Source organism: Streptomyces sp. SCSIO ZS0520 (genome assembly GCF_025643355.1).
GTDB classification, from domain to species: Bacteria; Actinomycetota; Actinomycetes; order Streptomycetales; family Streptomycetaceae; genus Streptomyces; species Streptomyces physcomitrii.
Genome location: NZ_CP092644.1, coordinates 6,165,712 through 6,183,988, shown reverse-complemented (window position 1 = coordinate 6,183,988; position 18,277 = coordinate 6,165,712). Strand labels below are relative to the sequence as shown.

18 protein-coding genes and 1 other RNA gene are annotated in these 18,277 nt (G+C 74.2%); 9 read left to right on the top strand and 10 right to left on the bottom strand.

The annotated features are described in order from the left end of the window. Positions 1–28: 28 nt before the first annotated feature. Positions 29–472 (bottom strand): NUDIX hydrolase, encoded by a 444-nt coding sequence (locus MID12_RS24850; RefSeq protein ID WP_040254065.1) that lies wholly within the window; start codon positions 470–472, stop codon positions 29–31. A gap of 459 nt (positions 473–931) precedes the next feature. Here MID12_RS24850 and MID12_RS24845 point away from each other — a divergent pair, with 459 nt between their 5' ends. The 3 genes from MID12_RS24845 to MID12_RS24835 all read left to right on the top strand — a co-directional run bounded on the left by MID12_RS24845 (position 932) and on the right by MID12_RS24835 (position 3,047). After that, positions 932–1,354: an RlpA-like double-psi beta-barrel domain-containing protein gene (locus MID12_RS24845; protein ID WP_040254064.1), complete on the top strand. Its 423-nt coding sequence runs from the start codon at positions 932–934 to the stop codon at positions 1,352–1,354. Between the two features lie 13 nt (positions 1,355–1,367). Further along, the gene (locus MID12_RS24840; RefSeq protein ID WP_040254063.1) at positions 1,368–1,982 is read left to right on the top strand and encodes a hypothetical protein; all 615 of its coding nucleotides are present in this window, start codon (positions 1,368–1,370) and stop codon (positions 1,980–1,982) included. Positions 1,983–2,144: 162 nt separating this feature from the next. Continuing rightward, positions 2,145–3,047 carry a MauE/DoxX family redox-associated membrane protein gene (locus MID12_RS24835; protein WP_263170848.1) on the top strand — a complete coding sequence of 301 codons (903 nt, stop codon included), beginning with the start codon at positions 2,145–2,147 and terminating at the stop codon, positions 3,045–3,047. A gap of 305 nt (positions 3,048–3,352) precedes the next feature. Here MID12_RS24835 and MID12_RS24830 read toward each other — a convergent pair whose 3' ends face one another. After that, entirely contained in the window at positions 3,353–3,763 is a 411-nt protein-coding gene (locus MID12_RS24830) for a hypothetical protein (RefSeq protein ID WP_263170847.1), read from the bottom strand. Positions 3,764–4,067: 304 nt separating this feature from the next. On the opposite strand from MID12_RS24830, the gene MID12_RS24825 reads away from it, so the two are divergent. Beyond that, positions 4,068–5,120: an alpha/beta hydrolase family esterase gene (locus MID12_RS24825; protein WP_263170846.1), complete on the top strand. Its 1,053-nt coding sequence runs from the start codon at positions 4,068–4,070 to the stop codon at positions 5,118–5,120. 129 nt (positions 5,121–5,249) lie between these two features. Here the strand turns inward: MID12_RS24825 and MID12_RS24820 are convergent, their stop codons facing one another. From MID12_RS24820 to bla, 5 genes are all read right to left on the bottom strand, one after another. Beyond that, positions 5,250–5,882 (bottom strand): hypothetical protein, encoded by a 633-nt coding sequence (locus MID12_RS24820; RefSeq protein ID WP_263170843.1) that lies wholly within the window; start codon positions 5,880–5,882, stop codon positions 5,250–5,252. Between the two features lie 104 nt (positions 5,883–5,986). Continuing rightward, positions 5,987–6,393: RNase P RNA component class A (gene rnpB / locus MID12_RS24815), an RNA gene on the bottom strand. Between the two features lie 132 nt (positions 6,394–6,525). Continuing rightward, on the bottom strand, positions 6,526–7,530 hold the full coding sequence (gene ligD, locus MID12_RS24810) for a non-homologous end-joining DNA ligase (RefSeq protein ID WP_040254060.1): 1,005 nt from the start codon (positions 7,528–7,530) through the stop codon (positions 6,526–6,528). Further along, positions 7,527–8,291 (bottom strand): DNA polymerase ligase N-terminal domain-containing protein, encoded by a 765-nt coding sequence (locus MID12_RS24805; protein ID WP_263170840.1) that lies wholly within the window; start codon positions 8,289–8,291, stop codon positions 7,527–7,529. The genes ligD and MID12_RS24805 overlap by 4 nt, the downstream gene beginning before the upstream one ends. Before the next feature lie 93 nt (positions 8,292–8,384). After that, positions 8,385–9,344: a class A beta-lactamase gene (gene bla / locus MID12_RS24800; RefSeq protein ID WP_263170838.1), complete on the bottom strand. Its 960-nt coding sequence runs from the start codon at positions 9,342–9,344 to the stop codon at positions 8,385–8,387. A 270-nt stretch (positions 9,345–9,614) separates the two neighbouring features. Between bla and yaaA the strand changes: the two genes are divergently transcribed. The 3 genes from yaaA to MID12_RS24785 all read left to right on the top strand — a co-directional run bounded on the left by yaaA (position 9,615) and on the right by MID12_RS24785 (position 12,184). Beyond that, a complete protein-coding gene (gene yaaA / locus MID12_RS24795; protein ID WP_263170836.1) occupies positions 9,615–10,421 on the top strand; it encodes a peroxide stress protein YaaA in 807 nt (268 codons plus the stop codon). Positions 10,422–10,651: 230 nt separating this feature from the next. Further along, positions 10,652–11,401, top strand: coding sequence for a hypothetical protein (locus MID12_RS24790; RefSeq protein WP_040254057.1), 750 nt, complete (start codon positions 10,652–10,654; stop codon positions 11,399–11,401). 27 nt (positions 11,402–11,428) lie between these two features. Further along, positions 11,429–12,184, top strand: coding sequence for a hypothetical protein (locus tag MID12_RS24785; protein WP_263170834.1), 756 nt, complete (start codon positions 11,429–11,431; stop codon positions 12,182–12,184). Positions 12,185–12,254: 70 nt separating this feature from the next. On the opposite strand, the gene MID12_RS24780 is transcribed toward MID12_RS24785, so the two are convergent. The 3 genes from MID12_RS24780 to MID12_RS24770 form a co-directional block, all read right to left on the bottom strand. Then, complete coding sequence (locus MID12_RS24780) at positions 12,255–13,628, bottom strand: bifunctional RNase H/acid phosphatase (RefSeq protein WP_263170833.1); 1,374 nt, start codon at positions 13,626–13,628, stop codon at positions 12,255–12,257. Between the two features lie 64 nt (positions 13,629–13,692). After that, positions 13,693–14,436: a zinc ribbon domain-containing protein gene (locus tag MID12_RS24775; protein WP_040258289.1), complete on the bottom strand. Its 744-nt coding sequence runs from the start codon at positions 14,434–14,436 to the stop codon at positions 13,693–13,695. Next, complete coding sequence (locus tag MID12_RS24770; protein WP_168540587.1) at positions 14,433–15,314, bottom strand: Nif3-like dinuclear metal center hexameric protein; 882 nt, start codon at positions 15,312–15,314, stop codon at positions 14,433–14,435. The genes MID12_RS24775 and MID12_RS24770 overlap by 4 nt, the downstream gene beginning before the upstream one ends. A gap of 338 nt (positions 15,315–15,652) precedes the next feature. On the opposite strand from MID12_RS24770, the gene MID12_RS24765 reads away from it, so the two are divergent. Together MID12_RS24765 and MID12_RS24760 are read left to right on the top strand one after the other, a co-directional pair. Continuing rightward, positions 15,653–16,027, top strand: coding sequence for an SCO0607 family lipoprotein (locus tag MID12_RS24765; RefSeq protein ID WP_397914817.1), 375 nt, complete (start codon positions 15,653–15,655; stop codon positions 16,025–16,027). A 339-nt stretch (positions 16,028–16,366) separates the two neighbouring features. Next, the gene (locus MID12_RS24760; protein ID WP_263170830.1) at positions 16,367–18,118 is read left to right on the top strand and encodes an alpha/beta hydrolase; all 1,752 of its coding nucleotides are present in this window, start codon (positions 16,367–16,369) and stop codon (positions 18,116–18,118) included. The last annotated feature ends 159 nt before the right edge of the window (positions 18,119–18,277 follow it).

Sequence of the window (18,277 nt, the reverse complement as noted above, 5' to 3'; positions counted from 1 at the left end):
CCCAGCCCGAGGCGCCCGGAGCAGGTGGCTACCGCCCGCTCTCCGCGCGCCAGGTCAGGACGGATTTCTTGAAGCCCTCCGCCATGTGCAGGGCGTCGAGCTCGTCCAGCGGGAACAGTCCGATCCGGCCCGACTCCTCGGCGGCCAGCGGGACTTGGTCGGCCGAGCGCACGGTGCAGCCGTAGGTCACCACCAGCGACCGCTGCCCGCGGCGCCCCTCGTGGACCCAGACCCCGCCCTGCACCAGTGGGCCCACCTCGACCAGCCAGCCCGTCGCGGCGAGGAGTTCGCTCTCCAGGGCGCGTTCGGGGCTGAGATCCGCGGGCAGCCCGCCGTCCGCGCTGCCGATCTCCAGACGCCGTCCGGGCAGTTCCCACTCACCCCGCTCATTGCCCAGGAGCAGCACCCGGCGCTCGGCGTCGATCAGGACGCCCTTCACGAAGACGGGCCAGACGGGCGGGGTGAAGGTCATGACGGCTCTCCGGGGCGGCTCGGGAAGATGATCGGTTCGCGCCCACCTTCCCCGATGACGGGGCGGAAGCCCAGGGCGCCGGGGTCCGGGTCCCGGCGAGCCCACCCGCTTGCAGGCTCCGCCGGGCACCGGGGACGGTCTCCGAGGCCGCGCTCGGCGCTTCGGGGTGAGGTTCAACGCGCTTACGAGCCGGGCGAGTTCCGCACGGCCGCGCGGACCGCGGCCGAGGCCGCCCCGGTCCGCGCGCCCCACCCCCGCGGGCCCGGGCGGACCGGCCCCGCCCGCCTCTATGCAACCCGCGTAGATGCGCGCATCATGGGGTTGCTCCGCGCGCGCCACCCCCTCCGGCCGTGGCGCGGGCGCCCTCGTACGACCCCCCGCACGGACAGTCGGCCGGAGCCTGTACGCCTAGACATGTCATGCACTTGTCAACTCCATCCCCCAAGGAGGGACAACACGATGGCTTGCGGATCGACCAGCCTCTGGGCCGGTGAGACCAGCTGGTTCTGTTGCGGAAACGCCTGGGGCCCGTGCGGCAGCGCGGGCGGCGGCGCCTGCGGCAACTGCCAGTCGAGCGCCAACCACGGCGCCTGGCCCAATGCCTCACAGGCCTGCTGGAACATCACCCGGCCCGATCTGTGCGGCGAGAACATCCCCAGACGCGGCTGCGGTGCGGTGATGAACGTCAAGCACGCCTGCTCGGGCGCGACGGTGTGCATCACCATCACCGACTGCGGACCGCGCACCAAGGAGTGGTGCGGCGAGCAGGCCTGCTGCAACGGCGCCTGCCGCGTCAACCGGGTGCTCGACCTGACCCCGGCCGCCTTCTCGGCGATCGGCAACCTCAGCTCCGGCAAGCTGCCGGTCTACATCTACGAGTGAGGAGGAGACCGCGATGAGCACACGACAGGACCGGAACAGCGGGCTCGGCCGCCGGCGCTTCCTCACCACCGCGGCGCTCAGCGGCGCCACCATCGTCGGCGCGAGCGCGCTCGGCGGACTCGACGCCGACGCGGCCTTCGCCGCGGAGCCCTCCCTCGACCCGGCGATCGCCAAGTCGAGCTTCGTGGAAGGGCGGATCACCGGCATCACCGGCAGCATCCTGGAGGTGGCCGGCTCCCAGGGCGGTCACTCGCGGGTGCAGATGACCAACGCCACCAGCGTGTGGAAGGGCCGGGCCACCACGGCGGCGGTGATCGAGATCGGCGACGGACTCTACGCGCGCGGCGTCGACATGCCCGACGGGGTGGTCGCCGCCGACGCGGTGTGGGTGAACATCGTCAACCTCGACACCCAGATCCGCGGCATCTCCAAGAACCGCATCCATCTCGCCCACGGGCAGCACGAGTTGGTCGGCAACGTCCTCGCGGACACCAGCGCCTCCTACGCGGGCCGGGGGCTCACCTCCGACCTGTCCCGGCTGCGCATCGGCCAGCACGCCCAGGTGCTCGGCGCCTGGCGCCCGTCCGACGACTCCGTGGACGTCGTCCGCATCTCCGTCGGTCACTGAACCCGGGCCGTTCCGGGGGTCCTCGGGCCCCCGGAACCGCCAAGTCCGCCACAAGGAAGTCCACTTGCGGACAGGTCACTCCTGGAGACAGCGCGGAGGCGTCGGCTGGGGACACGCTCCCTGGAGACAAGTCCGCGACGGAGACGAAGAGATGAGGCACAGATGCTGTCACTGACAACGGGCCTCGCCCCCCTGGTCCTCGCGGGCCTGCTCGGCTGGACCGGCGCGGTGAAGGCCTTCAGCAAGGGCACCGCCCGGACCGCGCCGAAGACGGCCCTGGCCCGGCTGCTGCGCAGCAGCGACCGCGCCACGACCGTGCTGCGCGCCACCGGCGGGGTCGAACTCGCCCTCGCCGGGGGCCTGTTGGCCGTACCCGCGACCCCGGCGCCCGGGGCGGCGACCGCGCTCCTCGGAGCCGGTTTCCTCGGCTACCTCGGCTACGGACGCCTGAAGGCACCGGAATCCTCCTGCGGCTGCTCGGCGGACGAGAACGTTCCCGTCACCTGGCGGTCCTTCGCCCGCGCCGGACTGGTCCTCGCCGGGGGCGTCGCGGCGGCCCTCGCGGACGCCTCCTGGTGGTCGGTGCTCGGGGACCGCCCGGCCGCGGGGCCGGTGTTCCTCGCGGTCTCGGCGCTCGTCCTGTTCGCGCTCTCGGCGGACCTGGACCGCTGGTGGCTGCTGCCGCTGCGGCGCACCCGGCTGCGGGTCTTCGGGCATCCGCTGCTCGGCGGCGCCTCGGGCGAGCAGGTGCCGGTGGCCGCGACGGTCGAACTCCTGGAGAACTCCCTCGCCTGGCAGGCCGCCGCACCGGTCGTCCGGTCCGCCCTGCTCGACCACTGGGAGGAGGAGGGCTGGCGGATCCTTCTCTACTCCGGGGTGTACGGCTCGGGTGGAGACGCCCGCCCGGTGCAGGTGGTCTTCGCCCTGGACGCCACCGCCGGACGCGACACCCCCGGCGACCCGATGGTCCGCGTCAGCTACGTCGACGCGGACAGCGGCCAGGCCCTCGCCGCCGAGGAACTGCAGACGGTGCCCCGCCGCTCGGCCCTGCCGATGGCGGGCTGAGCGGGGGCACGACACAAGGGTTCCCCCGGCTTCCGGGCCGGGGGACGGCTCCCTGGGCCTCCGGGCCGAGGGAGCGAGCGGGGCCGGACCTGCGGCGGCTGGTCCGGCCCCGTGTCATGCCGTCCGCGGCATGGGCGGGGGCAGGGCGGGTGCGTGTGTGGCGCCCCGACCCGCCGCCACCGCGACTGGGCCGTCAGCGCGACTTGCCGTCGGCGGCCTGCCGCTGGAGCGGTCCGCCGCTGGTGCGACGTGCCCATCACCGCGACCGAACCCCACTGCGACCGGCCGTCACCGCGACTGGGCCGTCACCGCGACTTCCCGTCCTCGGAAGACTCCTTGGGGTCGACTCCCGTGTACGCGGTGCTGTCCTTGCCACCGCTCGGGCGCCCGGAGCGGCCGCGCTCGCCATGGCTGTGGCGGCCCTTGCCCGAGGAACGGGCGGCGCGCTCCTCCCCGCCGCGCGAGGGGCTCTCGCCGGTCTTGTCCGAGGGGGCGAGGCTCGCCTTGCGGGCCGCCTCCTTCTCCGAGGGCGGAGTGCGCTGGCTCTCGTCGCTCTCGGGCGCGTACTTTCCGGCGTGGAAGGAGCGGTGCGCGCTCGGATTGCTCTCCTGCTTCTCCGCGTCGATGTCGGGGGACCAGCCGTGCTGCTCGGTCCCTCTGTGCTCGCTCGGCCCCTCGCCGTGCTGAGGGTGGGAGCGCTTCGGCGTCTTCGGCATGGCGCCTCCCGATCTGTGTCGTCTCCCTCCACCCTCCCACTGCCGGTGGGATGCGGCATCCGCTCGGCGTCCGGGGGTGCCGGCCTGTGACCGCCCGGTCACCTGCGCTTTTCCCCCTCCCTCAACGCGCGCTCCCGGACGCGTAGTTGCGGTGGCCCCGCGGGAACTCAATGAACGCAAGCTAGGCCTCGCCCCGCGGCTTCGCGAGCATGCTCAGCACTCGGTCCCGGGACGGGCCGGGTGAGCAGCTCCGCTCCATTCCGCACGCCCGGGGCATACGGCCCCGCCGAGCACAGGGAGAGCCGTGACCCTCCGCAGAACCACCCGGACCAGCACCCCCGCGGCCCGCCGCGCGAACACCCCCAGGACCTTCCGCACCGCCGCGCCCCGCACCCTCTTCGCCGCGGTGGCCGCCCTCGGCTGCCTGACGGCCGGCCTGACCGCACCGGCCGCCGCCGCGAACACGAAGGCGTACGAGAGCGCGGGCACCGCCTCGACGCACCGGCCGGGGCAGACCCGGAGCGAGGGCTGCGGGCAGCAACCGCCCGTACCGCCGGGAGAGTCGACCCGCCAGACCCTCAGCTCCGGCGGCCATGAGCGCTCCTACCTCGTCCACCTGCCCGCCTCCTACGACCCCGGTGAACCGCAGCCGGTGGTGCTGTCCTTCCACGGGCACGGGCGCACCTCCGAGTACCAGGAGTCGCTGACGGACATGTCCGCCCTCGACGCCCTCGTGGTGTACCCGCAGGGCCTGACCGGCACCGACGGCGAGAGCGCCTGGCAGGGCGCCCCCTACTCGGCGGAGGCGGACGACGTGGCGTTCACCGGCGAGCTGCTCGACCTCCTGGAGGCGCAGTTCTGCGTCGACACCACCCGGGAGTACGCGGCGGGCAAGTCCAACGGCGGCGGCTTCGCCGGACTCCTCGGCTGCCGCCTCTCCGCGCGCCTCGCCGCGGTGGCACCGGTCTCCGGCGCCTTCTATCCGCAGGGCGGCCCCTGCGAGCCCGAACGCCCCGTCCCCGTACTGGACTTCCACGGGCAGCAGGACACCACGATCCCCTACACCGGGGACCCCGCGAAGGGACTGCCGCCGCTCCAGGACTGGCTCACCGGCTGGGCCTCCCGCGAGAACTGCGACGCCGCCCCGGAGACCACCGCGCCCTGGCCCCATGTGAGCCGCCAGCGCTGGACGGGCTGCGCGGAGGGCTCCGAGGTGGTCCACTACGCCGTCTCGGACCTCGGCCACGACTGGCCCAGCACCACCCCCAACGAGGACTCCGAGGTCCCGACGACCTTCGACGCGACGCCGCTCATCTGGGAGTTCTTCCAGCAGCATCGGCTGGAGCCGGGGGCGTGAGAGAAGCGGGCGGGCGCACGAAGCCCGGGAGGCGCGCCCGCCCGCTCGCCTCGCCTTTCCGCCGGTGAGCACATCTCACCGAGAAGCACACCCGATCACGCGTGGGCGCCCCGGGACGAACGGCCCCCGTTACGCGTGCCCGCCCCGCGCCCGGGCACGCTGCTCCCGTACGTACGCGGCCTCCGCCTCCGCGACCGCCTCGGCCTCCTCCCGCTTCAGCTCCAGGGAGTCCACGGCCTCGCCGTAGGCCTCGTTCGGCTCGGGCAGCGGCTCCTCGCGCTGCCAGGCGCCGACGCACTCCACGGCGTGGCTGAGGATGCCGCGCAGCACCCAGGCACGGGAGCGGGCGGGGACGCGGCCCCGGTAGGCGTACTCCAGGCCGGACTGCCAGGCGTCCAGCAGGTCCAGGCTCTGGTGGAGGCGGGCGCGCAGGGCCTCGTCGCGGAGGACGCCGACGGCGATGCGCGCGGGGGCGGTGAGGTCCTCCAGCTTCTGGTCCCAGGTCCGCTCGGCGGCGTCGAACTCGGCGAACTCCTCGGTGTCCGGCGCGTATTCGGGGGTCCCGGGCACCCCGCGGACATGCCGCTGGAGCTTGCCGAAGGTGTCGGCCAGCATGGTCATGGCGACGTCCTGCTTGGCGTCCAGACGCGCCTGGCGCTCGGCCGCCAGGGCTCTGTTCTGCGCCTGACGCGTACCGCCGTAGCCGGCCGCCGCACCCACCAGGGCACCGACGAGCCCGGACACAGGAGAGAGCCAGTCCACGGGTCCCCGCCCCTCTTGATCTGCTGACCTTGATCCGCTGGCCTCGATCTGCTGACCTTGATCCGCTGACGGATCTGGTCAGGTCCCGGGCCGGAGCTGAGCGGCAGACGAGTCGGGCTGTACGCCGGGTTCTGTCGCCCGGGTGCCTCGCGGCGCCCGGGGAGACGGCCATCCATCTAGGGCCGGTGTTGCCACCGGCCTCGTGCGGTCTACCCGCGGACTCGGGCGGGCAGCCCTCGTGCATCCGCGCAGAGCCGCGTCCGCGGCCCCTTTTGACCTTGCTCCGGGTGGGGTTTACCTAGCCGCCTGAGTCACCTCAGGCGCTGGTGGTCTCTTACACCACCGTTTCACCCTTACCGGGTCGTACGGGTACGTCCCGGCGGTCTGTTCTCTGTGGCACTGTCCCGCGGGTCACCCCGGGTGGCCGTTAGCCACCACCCTGCCCTGTGGAGCCCGGACGTTCCTCGGGAAGCCCCCGAAGGGAACTCCACGCGGCCGTCCGCCCGGCTCGTCTGCCGTGCCGCCCATGGTACCCGCCTGCCACCCACCTGCTGCCCGCCGCCTGCGCCCGTCCGTCCCGGGCCGGTCCTGGCGCCGGGCAAAGGGTTCCGGGCTCCGGGCTCGGGGCTCGGGCTCCGGGCGCTCAGGGATGCTCCCGTACGACCTCTCCGGCGGGCTTGTCGGTGCGCAGTCCGAGGAAGCGGGGGTGGCGGAGCATGCCGTCGCGGGTCCACTCGGTGAAGCCGATCTCCGCGACGAGCACCGGCTCCGCCCAGTGGGCGCCGCGTTCGCCGACCGGACCGGCGAACGGCGAGGTGGGGCGGGCGAGTTCGTCGAGGAGGGCGCGGATGCGGAGCAGGGCGGTGTGGTCGAAGCCGGTGCCGACCTTGCCCGCGTACCGGAGGCGGCCGTCCTCGTAGTGGCCGAGGAGCAGCGCCCCGAAGCCGGTGCGGGCGCCCCCGGCGGCGGTCCAGCCGCCGATGACGAGCTCCTGGCCGCGCCCGCACTTCAGCTTGAGCCAGTCCGGGGAGCGCCGCCGCAGATAGCGCCCCTCGGCCCGCTTGGCGATCAGGCCCTCCCAGCCACGGGCGCAGGCGGCCTCGAACTCCGCCGGTCCGGCCTGGTTGCGGTGCGGGGTGAAGCGGATGGGCGGATGGAAGTCGACGGCGCGGCGGAGCAGGGACTTGCGGGTGCGCAGCGGCAGCCGGGTCAGATCGATGCCGTCCAGGCGCAGCAGGTCGAAGACGTAGTACGTGACGGCGACGCCGCTGGCCCGGGCCCGGCGCGGGTCGGTGAGCTGCATGCGCCGCTGGAGGCGGGCGAAGTCGGTGCGGCCGTGCGCGAAGGCGACGATCTCGCCGTCGAGGGTGAGGGCCTCGCCGGGCTGGGCGGCGACCGCCTCGGCGATCTCGGGGTAACTCCCCTGCACCGCACGGCCGGTACGGGAGAGCAGCCGGACCCGGTCCCCGTCGCGGGTGGCCAGGGTGCGGACGCCGTCGAGCTTGCGCTCGAAGAGCCAGCCGGAGCCGAAGTCCCGCCGGTCGCTGAGCACCGCCATCATCGGCGAGGCCGCCGACTCGACCGGCGCCGGGGCCACCCCGAGCAGCCTCTGCTGGGCCTCGGGCAGGGCGCGCAGCAGCTCGTTCATGACATTTCGCGGCCGGGGGACGACTCCGCGGAGCCGCTGGACGGCGCATCCCCGCCCCCCGTACGGTCCTCGCCGACCGTCTCCCAGGACTCCGCCGGGCGCTCCGGGGTCGACTCGGCGGCGACCTGGCGCAGGGTGCGGCCGGTGCGGGCGGAGCGGGCCCGCTGCGGGTCGGGGGCGTCGTGGCCGTCGGCGCGGGCGTCCTTCTTCTTCACCAGGAGCCAGGACTCGCGGTCGCCGGAGTCCTGGCCGCCGCGGAAGCGGGTGAGCGCGTAGGCGCCGTGCAGTTTGGAACCGTGCAGCCGGAAGGTGGCGTGCCCGTGGTCCAGGGCCTCGGCGAAGGTCCGGCCCTTGTCGTCGGTGCTGCCCGCCAGCGGTTCGTAGGTGCCCTCGTCCCAGACGATCACGGTCCCGGCGCCGTACTCGCCCCGGGCGATCACCCCCTCGAACTCCCGGTACTCCATCGGGTGGTCCTCGGTGGGCATGGCCAGGCGCTTGTCGTGGATGTCCGCGGAGGGGCCCTTGGGCACGGCCCAGGAGCGCAGGACCCCGTCGACCTCCAGGCGGAAGTCGAAGTGCATGGCCCTGGCGTCGTGGATCTGCACCACGAAGACCGGCCTGCCGCCGGGTCCCGCGCCCTCGCCGGTGTCGGCACCGCGCGGCTCCCGGGTGCGCTGGAAGCGCCGCTTCTCGCGGTACGTGGCCAGCTTGCCGTCCCGCGCCCCGTCGCCGCCGGTGCCGGTTGCTCGGTTCTCGCTCACGTCCGCCGCCTCCCGCCGGGCCCTGCCGCCTCCTGCCTCCACTGTCACGCGCCTCGGCGGCCCCCGCACGGCACGCGGGCCGGACGCGGGGGGTCAGGTGAGCGCCGTCACCGCGTACGCGGTCGCCTCGGCGAGCAGTTCCTCCTGGTAGGCGGCGTCCTCGGCGGGCTTGCTCGACATGAGGGCGAGGAGGAGCGGGGCGGACTTCGGGGGGTAGAGGACGCCGATGTCGTTGAGGGTGCCGTAGTCGCCGGTGCCGGTCTTGTCGGCGACGGTCCAGCCGCGCGGGACGCCGGCCCGGATGCGGCGGGCGCCGGTGGTGCTGCGCTCCAGGAGGTCGCGGAGGAAGGCGCGCTTGGCGGTGGGCAGGGCGCCGCCGAGCAGGATCTTGCGGTAGCTGGTGCCGAAGGCGCGGGGGGAGCTGGTGTCGCGGGGGTCGCCGGGGGTGGCCTCGGTGATCGCGGGCTCGGTCCGGTCCATACGGGTGACCCGGTCGCCGAGGCCGCGCGCGTACGCCGTCAGCTCTTCCGGGCCGCCGAGGTCGCGCAGGAGCAGATTGCCCGCCGTGCCGTCGCTGAACCGTACGGCGGCGTCGCAGAGTTGACGGATCGTCATGCCAGTGTCGAGATGGCGGGCGGTGACCGGGGCGTGCTTCATCAGGTCGTCCTCGGTGTACCGCACGAGGGTGTCCAGATGCGAGAGCGGGTTGCGGTCCAGGACCGCGGCGGCCGCCAGCGCCTTGAAGGCCGAGCAGAAGGCGAACCGCTCGTCCGCGCGGTGCGCGATCGTGGTGCCGGTGCCCGTGTCGAGCGCGTACAGACCGAGCCGGGCGCCGAACTTCCGCTCCAGGGAGGCGAGTTGCTTGTGCTGCCGCTCTTCTCCGGAGCCACCCGAGGAGGGACCCGAAGAACCCGAGGAAGCGCCCGGAGAAGGGGAGGAAGGCGGCGAGGCGGGGGCGCTCCCCTCGGAGCATCCGGCCAGGGGGGCCAGGGGCAGGAGCGCGGCGGCCCCGAGGAAGGCGCGGCGGCCGAGCGCCGGTGGCGAGGACGTCATGGGCTTCCCTCCCGCTGATGGACTGCGGCGACTCCGGCGACTCCGATGATCCAGTGATTCCGATGAGCGCCGGTGAACTGCGAAGGTACCAAGCCCGGTTGAGCCCGAGCGCCCCTGCCGAGGCCGGATCGGCGGTTCCCCCGCTCCCCCGCCCCCGGTCCTTGCGGGAGCGAAGCGGGCCGCCGGGGCGCGGGGCGGGCGTCGTCTCGGCGGTGCCGGGCCGCGTACCCTGGGGGCCGCTCGTCCGCTGTCCTCCCGGGAGATCCGATCGTGCTCGTGCTGCTGCCGCCCTCCGAAGGAAAGGCCTCCTCCGGGCGGGGTGCCCCGCTGAAGCTGGAGTCGCTGTCCCTGCCGGGGCTGACGGCCGCGCGGGAGGCGGTGCTCGCAGAGCTGGTCGAGCTGTGCGCGGCGGACGAGGAGCGGGCCCGCCAGGTGCTCGGCCTCAGCGAGGGACTGCGCGGGGAGGTCGCGAAGAACGTCGAGCTGCGCACCGCCGAGGCGCGCCCGGCCGGGCAGATCTACACGGGTGTCCTCTACGACGCCCTGGACCTGCCGAGCCTGGACGCGGCGGCGAAGCGTCGGGCCGCGCGTTCGCTCCTGGTCTTCTCGGGGCTGTGGGGCGCGGTGCGCACCGGTGACCGGATCCCCTCGTACCGCTGCTCCATGGATGTCAAACTGCCCCGGCTCGGGGCGCTGGGCGCGCACTGGCGGCCCGCGCTGGCCGAGGCCGTCCCGGAGGCGGCGGGTGGCGGGCTCGTGCTCGACCTGCGCTCCTCCTCCTACGCCGCCGCCTGGAAGCCGCAGGGGGAGCTGGCCGCGCGTACCGCGACGGTGCGGGTGCTGCACGCGCAGATCGACCCGGCCACCGGAGCGGAGAAGCGCTCGGTGGTCAGCCACTTCAACAAGGCGACCAAGGGGCGCCTGGTACGCGATCTGCTCGGCGCGGGCGCCGCCCCGAAGAACCCCGCGGCCCTCGTGGCGGCGCTGCGGGACCTGGGCCATGCGGTGGAGGTGCGGGAACCGGCCCGTGCCGGGCAGCCCTGGGCGCTGGACGTCGTGGTGACGCAGCTCCACTGAAGCAACTGAAGCAGGGGACGCGCCTCCCACTTCTCACTCCTTTCCTCCAACTCCCCTTCCTTTAGGGGTGGTTGACACCCCAATCGTCCTCTCGCCGGGGCGGCGCCGAGCCGCCACAATGCCGTACACGCACGGGGCGGGCGGGCCGACCGCCCGTACTCCCGCGCGGTTCCACGCCCGAAAGCGCACGGACAGTGAGAGCAACTACGGCGAGTGGAGAAGGAGTTCTCGTGAGACTTCCGCCAAGAGGGCGCGCGCGGCGCCGCGCCTCATGGATCGGCTTCGGCTGGGCCGCCGTCGCCCTGGCGGTCGCGGGCATCGTCGCGCCCGCCGCCGGGGCCTCGCACCACAACACCGATCCCACCCAGACGCACGTACGGAACATGCACTACGCCTCGCCCGGGGCGGACGCGCCGGGTTCGCTGGACGAGCAGTACTGCGGTGAGGTGACGGGGAGTTCGTATCTGACGCACGCGCAGGCGACCTCCTTCCTGCGGGACACCCTGGTGAACCAGTCGGACGAGAAGATCTGGGACGGCACCGGCGACTACCGCATCGACCTCTGGCTCGCGCCCAACTCCTGCTCCTCGTACCCGCAGCCGGAGCGCAACAGCATCGAGATCGAGTACCACTACGCGGCCGACTGGAGCAGCGTCTGCGGCGGGAGCTACGGCTACTACAACTGCGCGCAGAGCCAGAACCCGCTCTACAACGCCGACTACGGCCACACCGACTACCAGTGGAAGGTCATCCGCCTGGTGGACTCCTCGGGCGGCCAACTCAACGAGAAGGGCCGGGCGTTCATCAACCACGAGACCGGCCACGCCTGGGGCCTGCTCGACCCGCGCTTCGAGGGCGACTGCCACACCCCGAGCATCATGCACGGTGTGCGCACCGGCTACGGCTGCGAGAACTGGCCCAACTGGTGGCCCAGCAGCTACGACTTCGCCTCGGTCGTCGAGTCCATGAACGGCGGCTGAGCCGTCGCGAGGAGCGCAGCGGAGGGGATGACCACCATGACGCGCACCACCGCGGAGGAGGGAACCACCATGAGAGGCAAGCGACTTCGGGCCGTCACCGCGGCCGGGCCCCGCAGACGGGCACTGCTCCATCTGACCGCGATGGCCGGGGTACTCGGCCTCGCCGCCGGGTTCCTCGCCCAGGGCGCCAGCCCGGCACACGCCGAACTCACCCCGGAGAACGGCCTGTTGGTGAGCACCCGGGAGGACTTCCGGCTCTGCGTGGACACCACCGGGGCCCGGGCCGCCGCCGGTTCGGCCCGAGGCGAGCTGGCCGCCTCGGTGGCCCGGGTGCAGCAGCACCCGGACTGGCAGGCGGCGTTCGGCGCTCCCACCGCGGCCAGGGCGGCGGTCGCGGACTCCTGCCCCGAGGCCCGGCTGCCCGGCCGCCTGGACCGGACCTCGGTGGTCGGCCCCGGGGTGACCGAGGAGCCGAGCAAGTACCGGACCTGGGTGCATGTGCTCGACGCGGACACCGCCGACCGGCTGCTCGGCCGGGGCGTCAACTCCCTCAATGTCTCGGCGGAGTTGATGCGGGTGAGCGAGCGGGAACTCGCCACCGTCTCCACGGCCGTCCTGGTGCGCGCCGGCCACCTGGACGACCCCGCCTTCCGCGACGGGGCCCTGACCGAGGGCATCGGCCTGCAACCGCGCGACGGGGCGAAGGACACCTCGGACCGGATCCCCTCGGTCAAGGGCACCTCCAAGGACACCTCGGAGAAGGCGGCCCAGCCCGGCCGGTGAGCGACCCGCGTACGGTACGGCGGCCCGTCACCCTCCGGCGGGCCGCCCCGACCGTGGGCGGGGGCACTCCCTAGCCGCGCAGATGCCCCGTGTCGTTCAGGAGCCGCAGCGAGGCGTTGCCGTCCGCGTAGTAGGCGAGGGCGGAGAGCGAGGCGGCCGAGAGCTCCATCCGGAAGAGGGACTCGGCGGGCGCCCCGAGGGCGAGCCGGACCAGGGTCTTGATCGGGGTGACATGGCTGACCAGGAGGACGGTGCGCCCGGCGTGGGCGGCGAGCAGCCGCTGCCGGGCCGCCTCGACGCGCACGGCGACCGCCTCGAAGCTCTCGCCGCCGCCGGTCGGCTCGGCCCCGGGTGAGCCGAGCCAGGCGGCGAGGTCCTCGGGGTAACGGGCTTGGACCTCGCCGAAGGTCAGGCCCTCCCAGGCGCCGAAGTCCGTTTCCCGCAGGCCCTCTTCGACCGTGACGGGCAGCCCCAGCCGGTCGGCGGCCGCCTGCGCGGTCCCCCGGCAGCGGGCCAGCGGCGAGCTGACGACCGCCTGCACGGTGCCCCGGGCGGCGAGGGCGGCGGCGGCCCGCCGCGCCTGCTCCCGGCCCGCCGCCGAGAGCGCGGGATCGCTGCCGCCGCTGCCGGAGAAGCGCTTCTGCGGGGTCAGCGCGGTCTCGCCGTGGCGCAGCAGGACGAAGGTGGTGGGGGTGCCGAGGTCGGCGGGGGCGCGGGAGCCCGCGGGGGCCGCGGAAGTCGCCGCGGCGGCGGCCGGGGCGGCGCTCAGATCCTCGGCGGGGCTCGCGCTCCCGGCGCGGTCCAGGTCCTGGCCGCCGTCCGGGTCCTTGCCGCCGTCCAGGTTCCTGCTGCCGCTCCGGTCCTTGCCGCCGTCCGGATCCCTGCCGCCGCTCCGGTCCTCGCTGCCGTCCGGGTCCGGGGCGGTGCCCGCGGCGCCCCCGGCCAGGTTCTCGGCGGCGTTGCGGTCGGCGGCCTCGGACGGGGTGGGCCGTGCGTCGAGTGCGGCGGTGGAGTCGGCGGGCGACCACCGCTCGCCGCGCTTGCCCGCGTCCATGGCCTCGTTGGCGAGCCGGTCCGCGTGGGTGTTCCGGGCGCGCGGGATCCACTCGTAGGCGACCTGCCCGGGCGGGAAGACGGCGCGGGCCTCGGCGGCGAGCGGGCGCATGCCGGGGTGCTTGATCTGCCAGCGGCCCGACATCTGCTCCACGACCAGCCGGGAGTCCATCCGCACCCGTACCGAGGCCTCGGGGTCGAGGCGGTGGGCCGCCCGCAGCCCGGCGATCAGGCCGCGGTACTCGGCGACGTTGTTGGTGGCCACGCCGAGGTACTCGGCTGCCTCCGCGAGGGTCTGCCCGGTCGCGGCGTCCAGGACGACCGCGCCGTAGCCCGCCGGGCCCGGGTTGCCCCGGGAGCCGCCGTCCGCCTCCACGATGAACTCGTTCATGTGCGCGTACCCGCCGTCTCCCTCGCCCGCCCGAACCGCCCGGGAAGTCCCCCCGCCCGCCGTCCTACAGTCCGGACTCCGAGGTGCGGACCAGGATCCGGCGGCAGTTCTCGCAGCGCAGCACGGTGTCCGGGGCCGCCGCGCGCACGTCGTTGATCTCGGTGATGTTGAGCTCCAGGCGGCAGCCCTCGCAGCGGCGCTGGAAGAGGCGGGCCGCGCCGATGCCGCCCTGCTGCTCGCGCAGCTTGTCGTAGAGCTTCAGCAGGTCGGCCGGGACCGAACCGGCGAGCCCGGCGCGCTCCTTGGTGACGCCCGCCGTCTCCTCGTCGAGCTCCCGCTGCGCGCTGTCCCGGCGGGCGACGGCGTCCCCGGCCTTGGCCTCCACGGAGGAGACCCGCCCGGTCAGCTCGGCGACGCGCTCCTGCACGCTCTCGCGGCGCTCCATCACCTCCAGGACGATGTCCTCCAGGTCGCCCTGCCGCTTGGCGAGGGAGGCGATCTCGCGCTGGAGGTTCTCCAGGTCCTTCGGGGAGGTGACCGCCCCGCTGTCCAGGCGCTGCTGGTCGCGGGTGGCGCGCTGGCGCACCTGGTCCACGTCCTGCTCCGCCTTGGTCTGCTCGCGGGCGGTGTCGCTCTCCTCGGTCTGTGCGGCGACGAGCAGGTCGCGCAGCTGGGCGAGGTCCTTGGTCAGCGACTCGATCTCGGCGTGCTCGGGCAGCGAGCGGCGCTTGTGGGCGAGCTGCTGGAGTCGTACGTCCAGGGCCTGGAGGTCGAGCAGGCGGATCTGGTCGGCGGGCGCTGCGTTCAGTTGGGGGCTCCTGCGGGGTCGGGGGCCGCCTCGTACGCGGCCCCGTGCGAGGCGGCGTGGGCGGTCCACGGGTCGGTGACCGTCTTCGAGACGTGGACGCGCAGTCCCCATCCGTTGCGGTCGGAGATCTCGTCGAGCTGGGCTGCGGCCAGCTCGCACCAGGGCCACTCGGTGGCCCAGTGCGCGGCGTCGAGCAGCGCGAGCGGTCGGTGGGCGTGGTCCGCCGCGAACTCCGACGCCGGGTGGTGGCGCAGGTCCGCGGTGAGGAAGGCGTCGACCCCGGCGGCGGCGACCGCTCCGAAGAGGCTGTCCCCGGAGCCGCCGCTGACGGCGACGGTACGGACCGGGGCCTCGGGGTCGCCCGCGAGCCGGATGCCCTGCGCGGTGGCGGGCAGCCGCCGGGCGGCGAGCGCGGCGAACTCGCGCGCGCTCAGCGGGTGCGCGAGCTCGCAGACCCTGCCGAGACCGCGGCGGCCCTCGGGGTCGCCGGCGTCGGGCACCAGCGGGCGCAGCACACGCAGATCGAGGGCTCCGGCGAGGGCGTCGGAGACCCCGGGGTCGGCGGTGTCGGCGTTGGTGTGGGCGACGTGCAGGGCGATGCCGTTCTTGATCAGCTGGTGGACGAGGCGGCCCTTGGCGGTGGTCGCCGCCACCGTGGTCGTCCCGCGCAGATACAGCGGGTGGTGGGTGACCAGGAGCTGCGCACCGGTCCTGACCGCCTCCTCGGCGATCTCGCCCACCGGGTCGACGGCGAAGAGCACGCGGTCCACCTCGGCGTCCGGATCACCGCAGACCGTACCGACCGCGTCCCAGCTCTCGGCCCGCTCGGGGGGCCACAGGGCATCGAGGGCGGTGAGGACTTCAGACAGACGGGGCACGCGTCAAAGGCTACCTGCCGAGCGGAGTGCCTTCCCCCGGGCGGGCGGCCTGCCCCGGGGCGCCGGATCAGGAGCGGCCAGTACGGCGCAGAGCGGGGCGAAGGTACTCAGAATCGGCGGCTACGGGATGAGTAGCGGAGCGGATGCCCAGGATGGCGGGCCCGGGAAGAGTGCGGCAGGCAGACAGACAGACAGACGGACAGGCCGATGGACGCATCCGGTGATTCCCGCCGTGCCAGAGGCGCGGGATGCCGGGCTGACGAAATGCCGGGCTGTCGAGTTTCTGAGTTGTCGAGTTGTCGAGTTTTTGAGTTGCAGAGATCTTGAGGAGATTGATCATGGGCACCCAGCAGACCCGTACCGGGCAGAGGCGTATCCGGCAGCGCGCCGCGGGCGGACCGGCGCGGTTCCCGGCCGCCGCCCGTCTCGCCGCCCGGACCGCCGGGCTGGCCGCCGCCACCGCCCTGGCCGGGGCCGGCCTTGCCGCCTGCTCGATCGAGGAGGCGTCCTGCGGGGGCGGCGAGTACCCCGTGCAGGCGGTCGGGAGCACCGGCAGCGCCTGCGCCGAGAAGGGCGAGAAGCCGCCGAAGGGCTATGTCCGCTACCCCGAGGGCAAGGTGCCGGAGAAGGTCGGGGACAAGTGGGATACCTACTGGAACACGCACATCATCGAGAAGGACGGCAGCGTCCGGAAGGCCCGCGAGGGCGAGTAGGCGGCAGCGCTCCGGTACGGGCGGGGCGCGCGAGGGCGAGGGCGAGGGCGAGGGCGAGGGCGAGCGGGAACGGCCGCCGGTCCGGTACGGGAACGGCGAGGGCGAACGGCCGCCGGTCCGCTACGAGTGCGGGACGTGGCGCGCGCCCGGCCGGGGCCGGGCGCCGTCCCGTAGGTGACGACCCCCAGGCGGCCCGGGGTCCGCATCCGATCCGCGCGGGTTGCGTACCTAAGGCGTCTGCGGGTGCCGCTCCAGGGCTGCCTCCGGGCCTTCCCGGATGTCCCGCGCGGTGCGGGCGGCTGGGATGGAGGCCTTCAACAAGCCCTGGAGGCAAGCATCGTGACAGCCCATCAGCAAAGCGCCGGGGAGCGGTACGCCCGGTGGCACCCGCGCGGCAGAGGCCCGCTGTTCGGCCGGGGCGCGGCGGCGGCCCTGGTGCTCGCCCTCGCCGGAACCGGGCTCGCCGTGGGCGCACCGGCGGAGGGAAGCGGCGCCGCGGACACCGCCCAGCGCGCCGGGGCCGTTCCCGCCGGGCCCGCCGGGGCGGCGCACACCATCGACTGGCGGCCCTGCGAAAGCGACGGCGAAGGCGACGGCAAGGGCAAGGGCAGCGGCGCCAGCGAGGCCGGTCGGGGCGACGGCGGCCCGGGCGAGGACGGGAGCGAGCCCGGCGCCGAGTGCGGGACCCTGCGCGTCCCGGTGGACTGGGCGGAACCCGGCGGCGCCTCCTTCGATCTGCACCTGGCCCGGCGTACCGCGGGCTCCCCCGGGCAACGGGCGGGCTCCCTGGTCTTCGGCCCCGGTGGACCCGGCGACTCGGGGGTGGAGCGGATCCGTACCGGGATGAGCCGCTTCAGCGAGACGCTGCGGGACCGCTTCGACGTGGTCAGTTTCGATCCGCGCGGGGTGGGGCGCAGCAATCCGGTGGTCTGCTCCGCGGAACTCCTCGCCCGGCAGCCCTCGCCGCTGATCGGGAGCGAGGCCGCGTTCGCGGAGACGGTGCGCTACAACCGCGTCCTGCGCGAGGACTGCCGCCGCCGCACCGGCCCGCTCTTCGACCATGTGGACACGCTCAGCATGGTCAAGGACCTGGACGCGGTGCGGGCCGCGCTCGGGGAGCGGGCGCTGACCTTCCACGGCAGTTCGTACGGCACCCTGCTCGGCGAGCAGTACGCGGAGCGGTATCCGGGGCGGGTGCGGGCCATGGTCCTGGAGAGCGTCGTGGACCACAGCGTGGGCACCGGGGACTTCCTGCGCAGCCAGGCCGCCACGGTGCAGGACTCCTTCGAGGAGTTCGCGGCCTGGTGCGACCGTACGGAGAGCTGCGCGCTGCACGGCCGGGACGTACCGGAGGTCTGGGGCAGGCTGCTCGCCCGCGCCGAGGCCGGGAAGCTGCCCGACCCCGAGGACCCGGCGCGGGCGCTGTCCGCCTTCGAGGTGAGCGTGCTCGCGATGAAGCGGTTCTACGACCCGCAGTGGGCGGAGCTGGCGAAGACGCTGGCCGCCCTGGACGGGACCGGGGACGTGCGGCAGGCGGGCGGTCCGCCGCGAGCCCAGACGGGCGAGGCACCGCGGGCGCGAGCGGACGAACGGCAGGAGAAGAGGAAAGAGAAGAGCAAGGGGAAGGGGAAGGGGAAGGACACGGCAGGTGCCGAAGTGGCGCCCAACCCCTTCGAGGTGTTCTGCCAGGACTGGGACCTGCCGACCGCCGACTACCCCGCCTACGCCGCCCAGTTGCGCCGGGTGGCGGAGGTCGCGCCGGACATGCGGTACCCGCGTGCGCTGATGTCGGTCTCGGCCTGCCTGGGCGGTCCCTCGCCGGTCGCCAATCCGCAGCACCGGCTGCGGGTGCCGCCGGGTGCGCCGATCCTGCTCACCAACTCCCGCCACGATCCGGCCACCGGCTACGACTGGGCCGCCTCGGTGACCCGGCAGCTCGGCGGGCGCGGGATACTCCTCGGCTACGAGGGCTGGGGCCACGGCACCTACACCAGCAGCCCCTGCGCCCGCCGGGCCGTCGACCGCTATCTGCTCACCCGCGAGACCCCGGCACCGGGGACGCACTGCCCGGCGGTGGAACCCGCGGGGTGAGCGGTTCCGCCGGTGCTCCAACCGGCCGATGAGCGGCGGGGGTTGGCGAGCCGGGCCCGAGCCATCTCCGCAACCCGAGCCCGAGCGGTCTCAGGAACCCGGGCCGGAGCGTCTCAGGAACCCGACCCCGAGCGGCCTCAGAACCCGAGCCCGAGCGAT

Excerpts from the sequence above, each read along its gene's own strand:
- MID12_RS24850 (WP_040254065.1), bottom strand. The coding sequence starts at position 472 with ATGACCTTCACCCCGCCCGTCTGGCCCGTCTTCGTGAAGGGCGTCCTG.
- MID12_RS24845 (WP_040254064.1), top strand. The coding sequence starts at position 932 with ATGGCTTGCGGATCGACCAGCCTCTGGGCCGGTGAGACCAGCTGGTTC.
- MID12_RS24840 (WP_040254063.1), top strand. The coding sequence starts at position 1,368 with ATGAGCACACGACAGGACCGGAACAGCGGGCTCGGCCGCCGGCGCTTC.
- MID12_RS24835 (WP_263170848.1), top strand. The coding sequence starts at position 2,145 with ATGCTGTCACTGACAACGGGCCTCGCCCCCCTGGTCCTCGCGGGCCTG.
- MID12_RS24830 (WP_263170847.1), bottom strand. The coding sequence starts at position 3,763 with ATGCCGAAGACGCCGAAGCGCTCCCACCCTCAGCACGGCGAGGGGCCG.
- ligD (WP_040254060.1), bottom strand. The coding sequence starts at position 7,530 with ATGAACGAGCTGCTGCGCGCCCTGCCCGAGGCCCAGCAGAGGCTGCTC.
- bla (WP_263170838.1), bottom strand. The coding sequence starts at position 9,344 with ATGACGTCCTCGCCACCGGCGCTCGGCCGCCGCGCCTTCCTCGGGGCC.
- MID12_RS24785 (WP_263170834.1), top strand. The coding sequence starts at position 11,429 with ATGACCACCATGACGCGCACCACCGCGGAGGAGGGAACCACCATGAGA.
- MID12_RS24780 (WP_263170833.1), bottom strand. The coding sequence starts at position 13,628 with ATGAACGAGTTCATCGTGGAGGCGGACGGCGGCTCCCGGGGCAACCCG.
- MID12_RS24765 (WP_397914817.1), top strand. The coding sequence starts at position 15,653 with ATGGGCACCCAGCAGACCCGTACCGGGCAGAGGCGTATCCGGCAGCGC.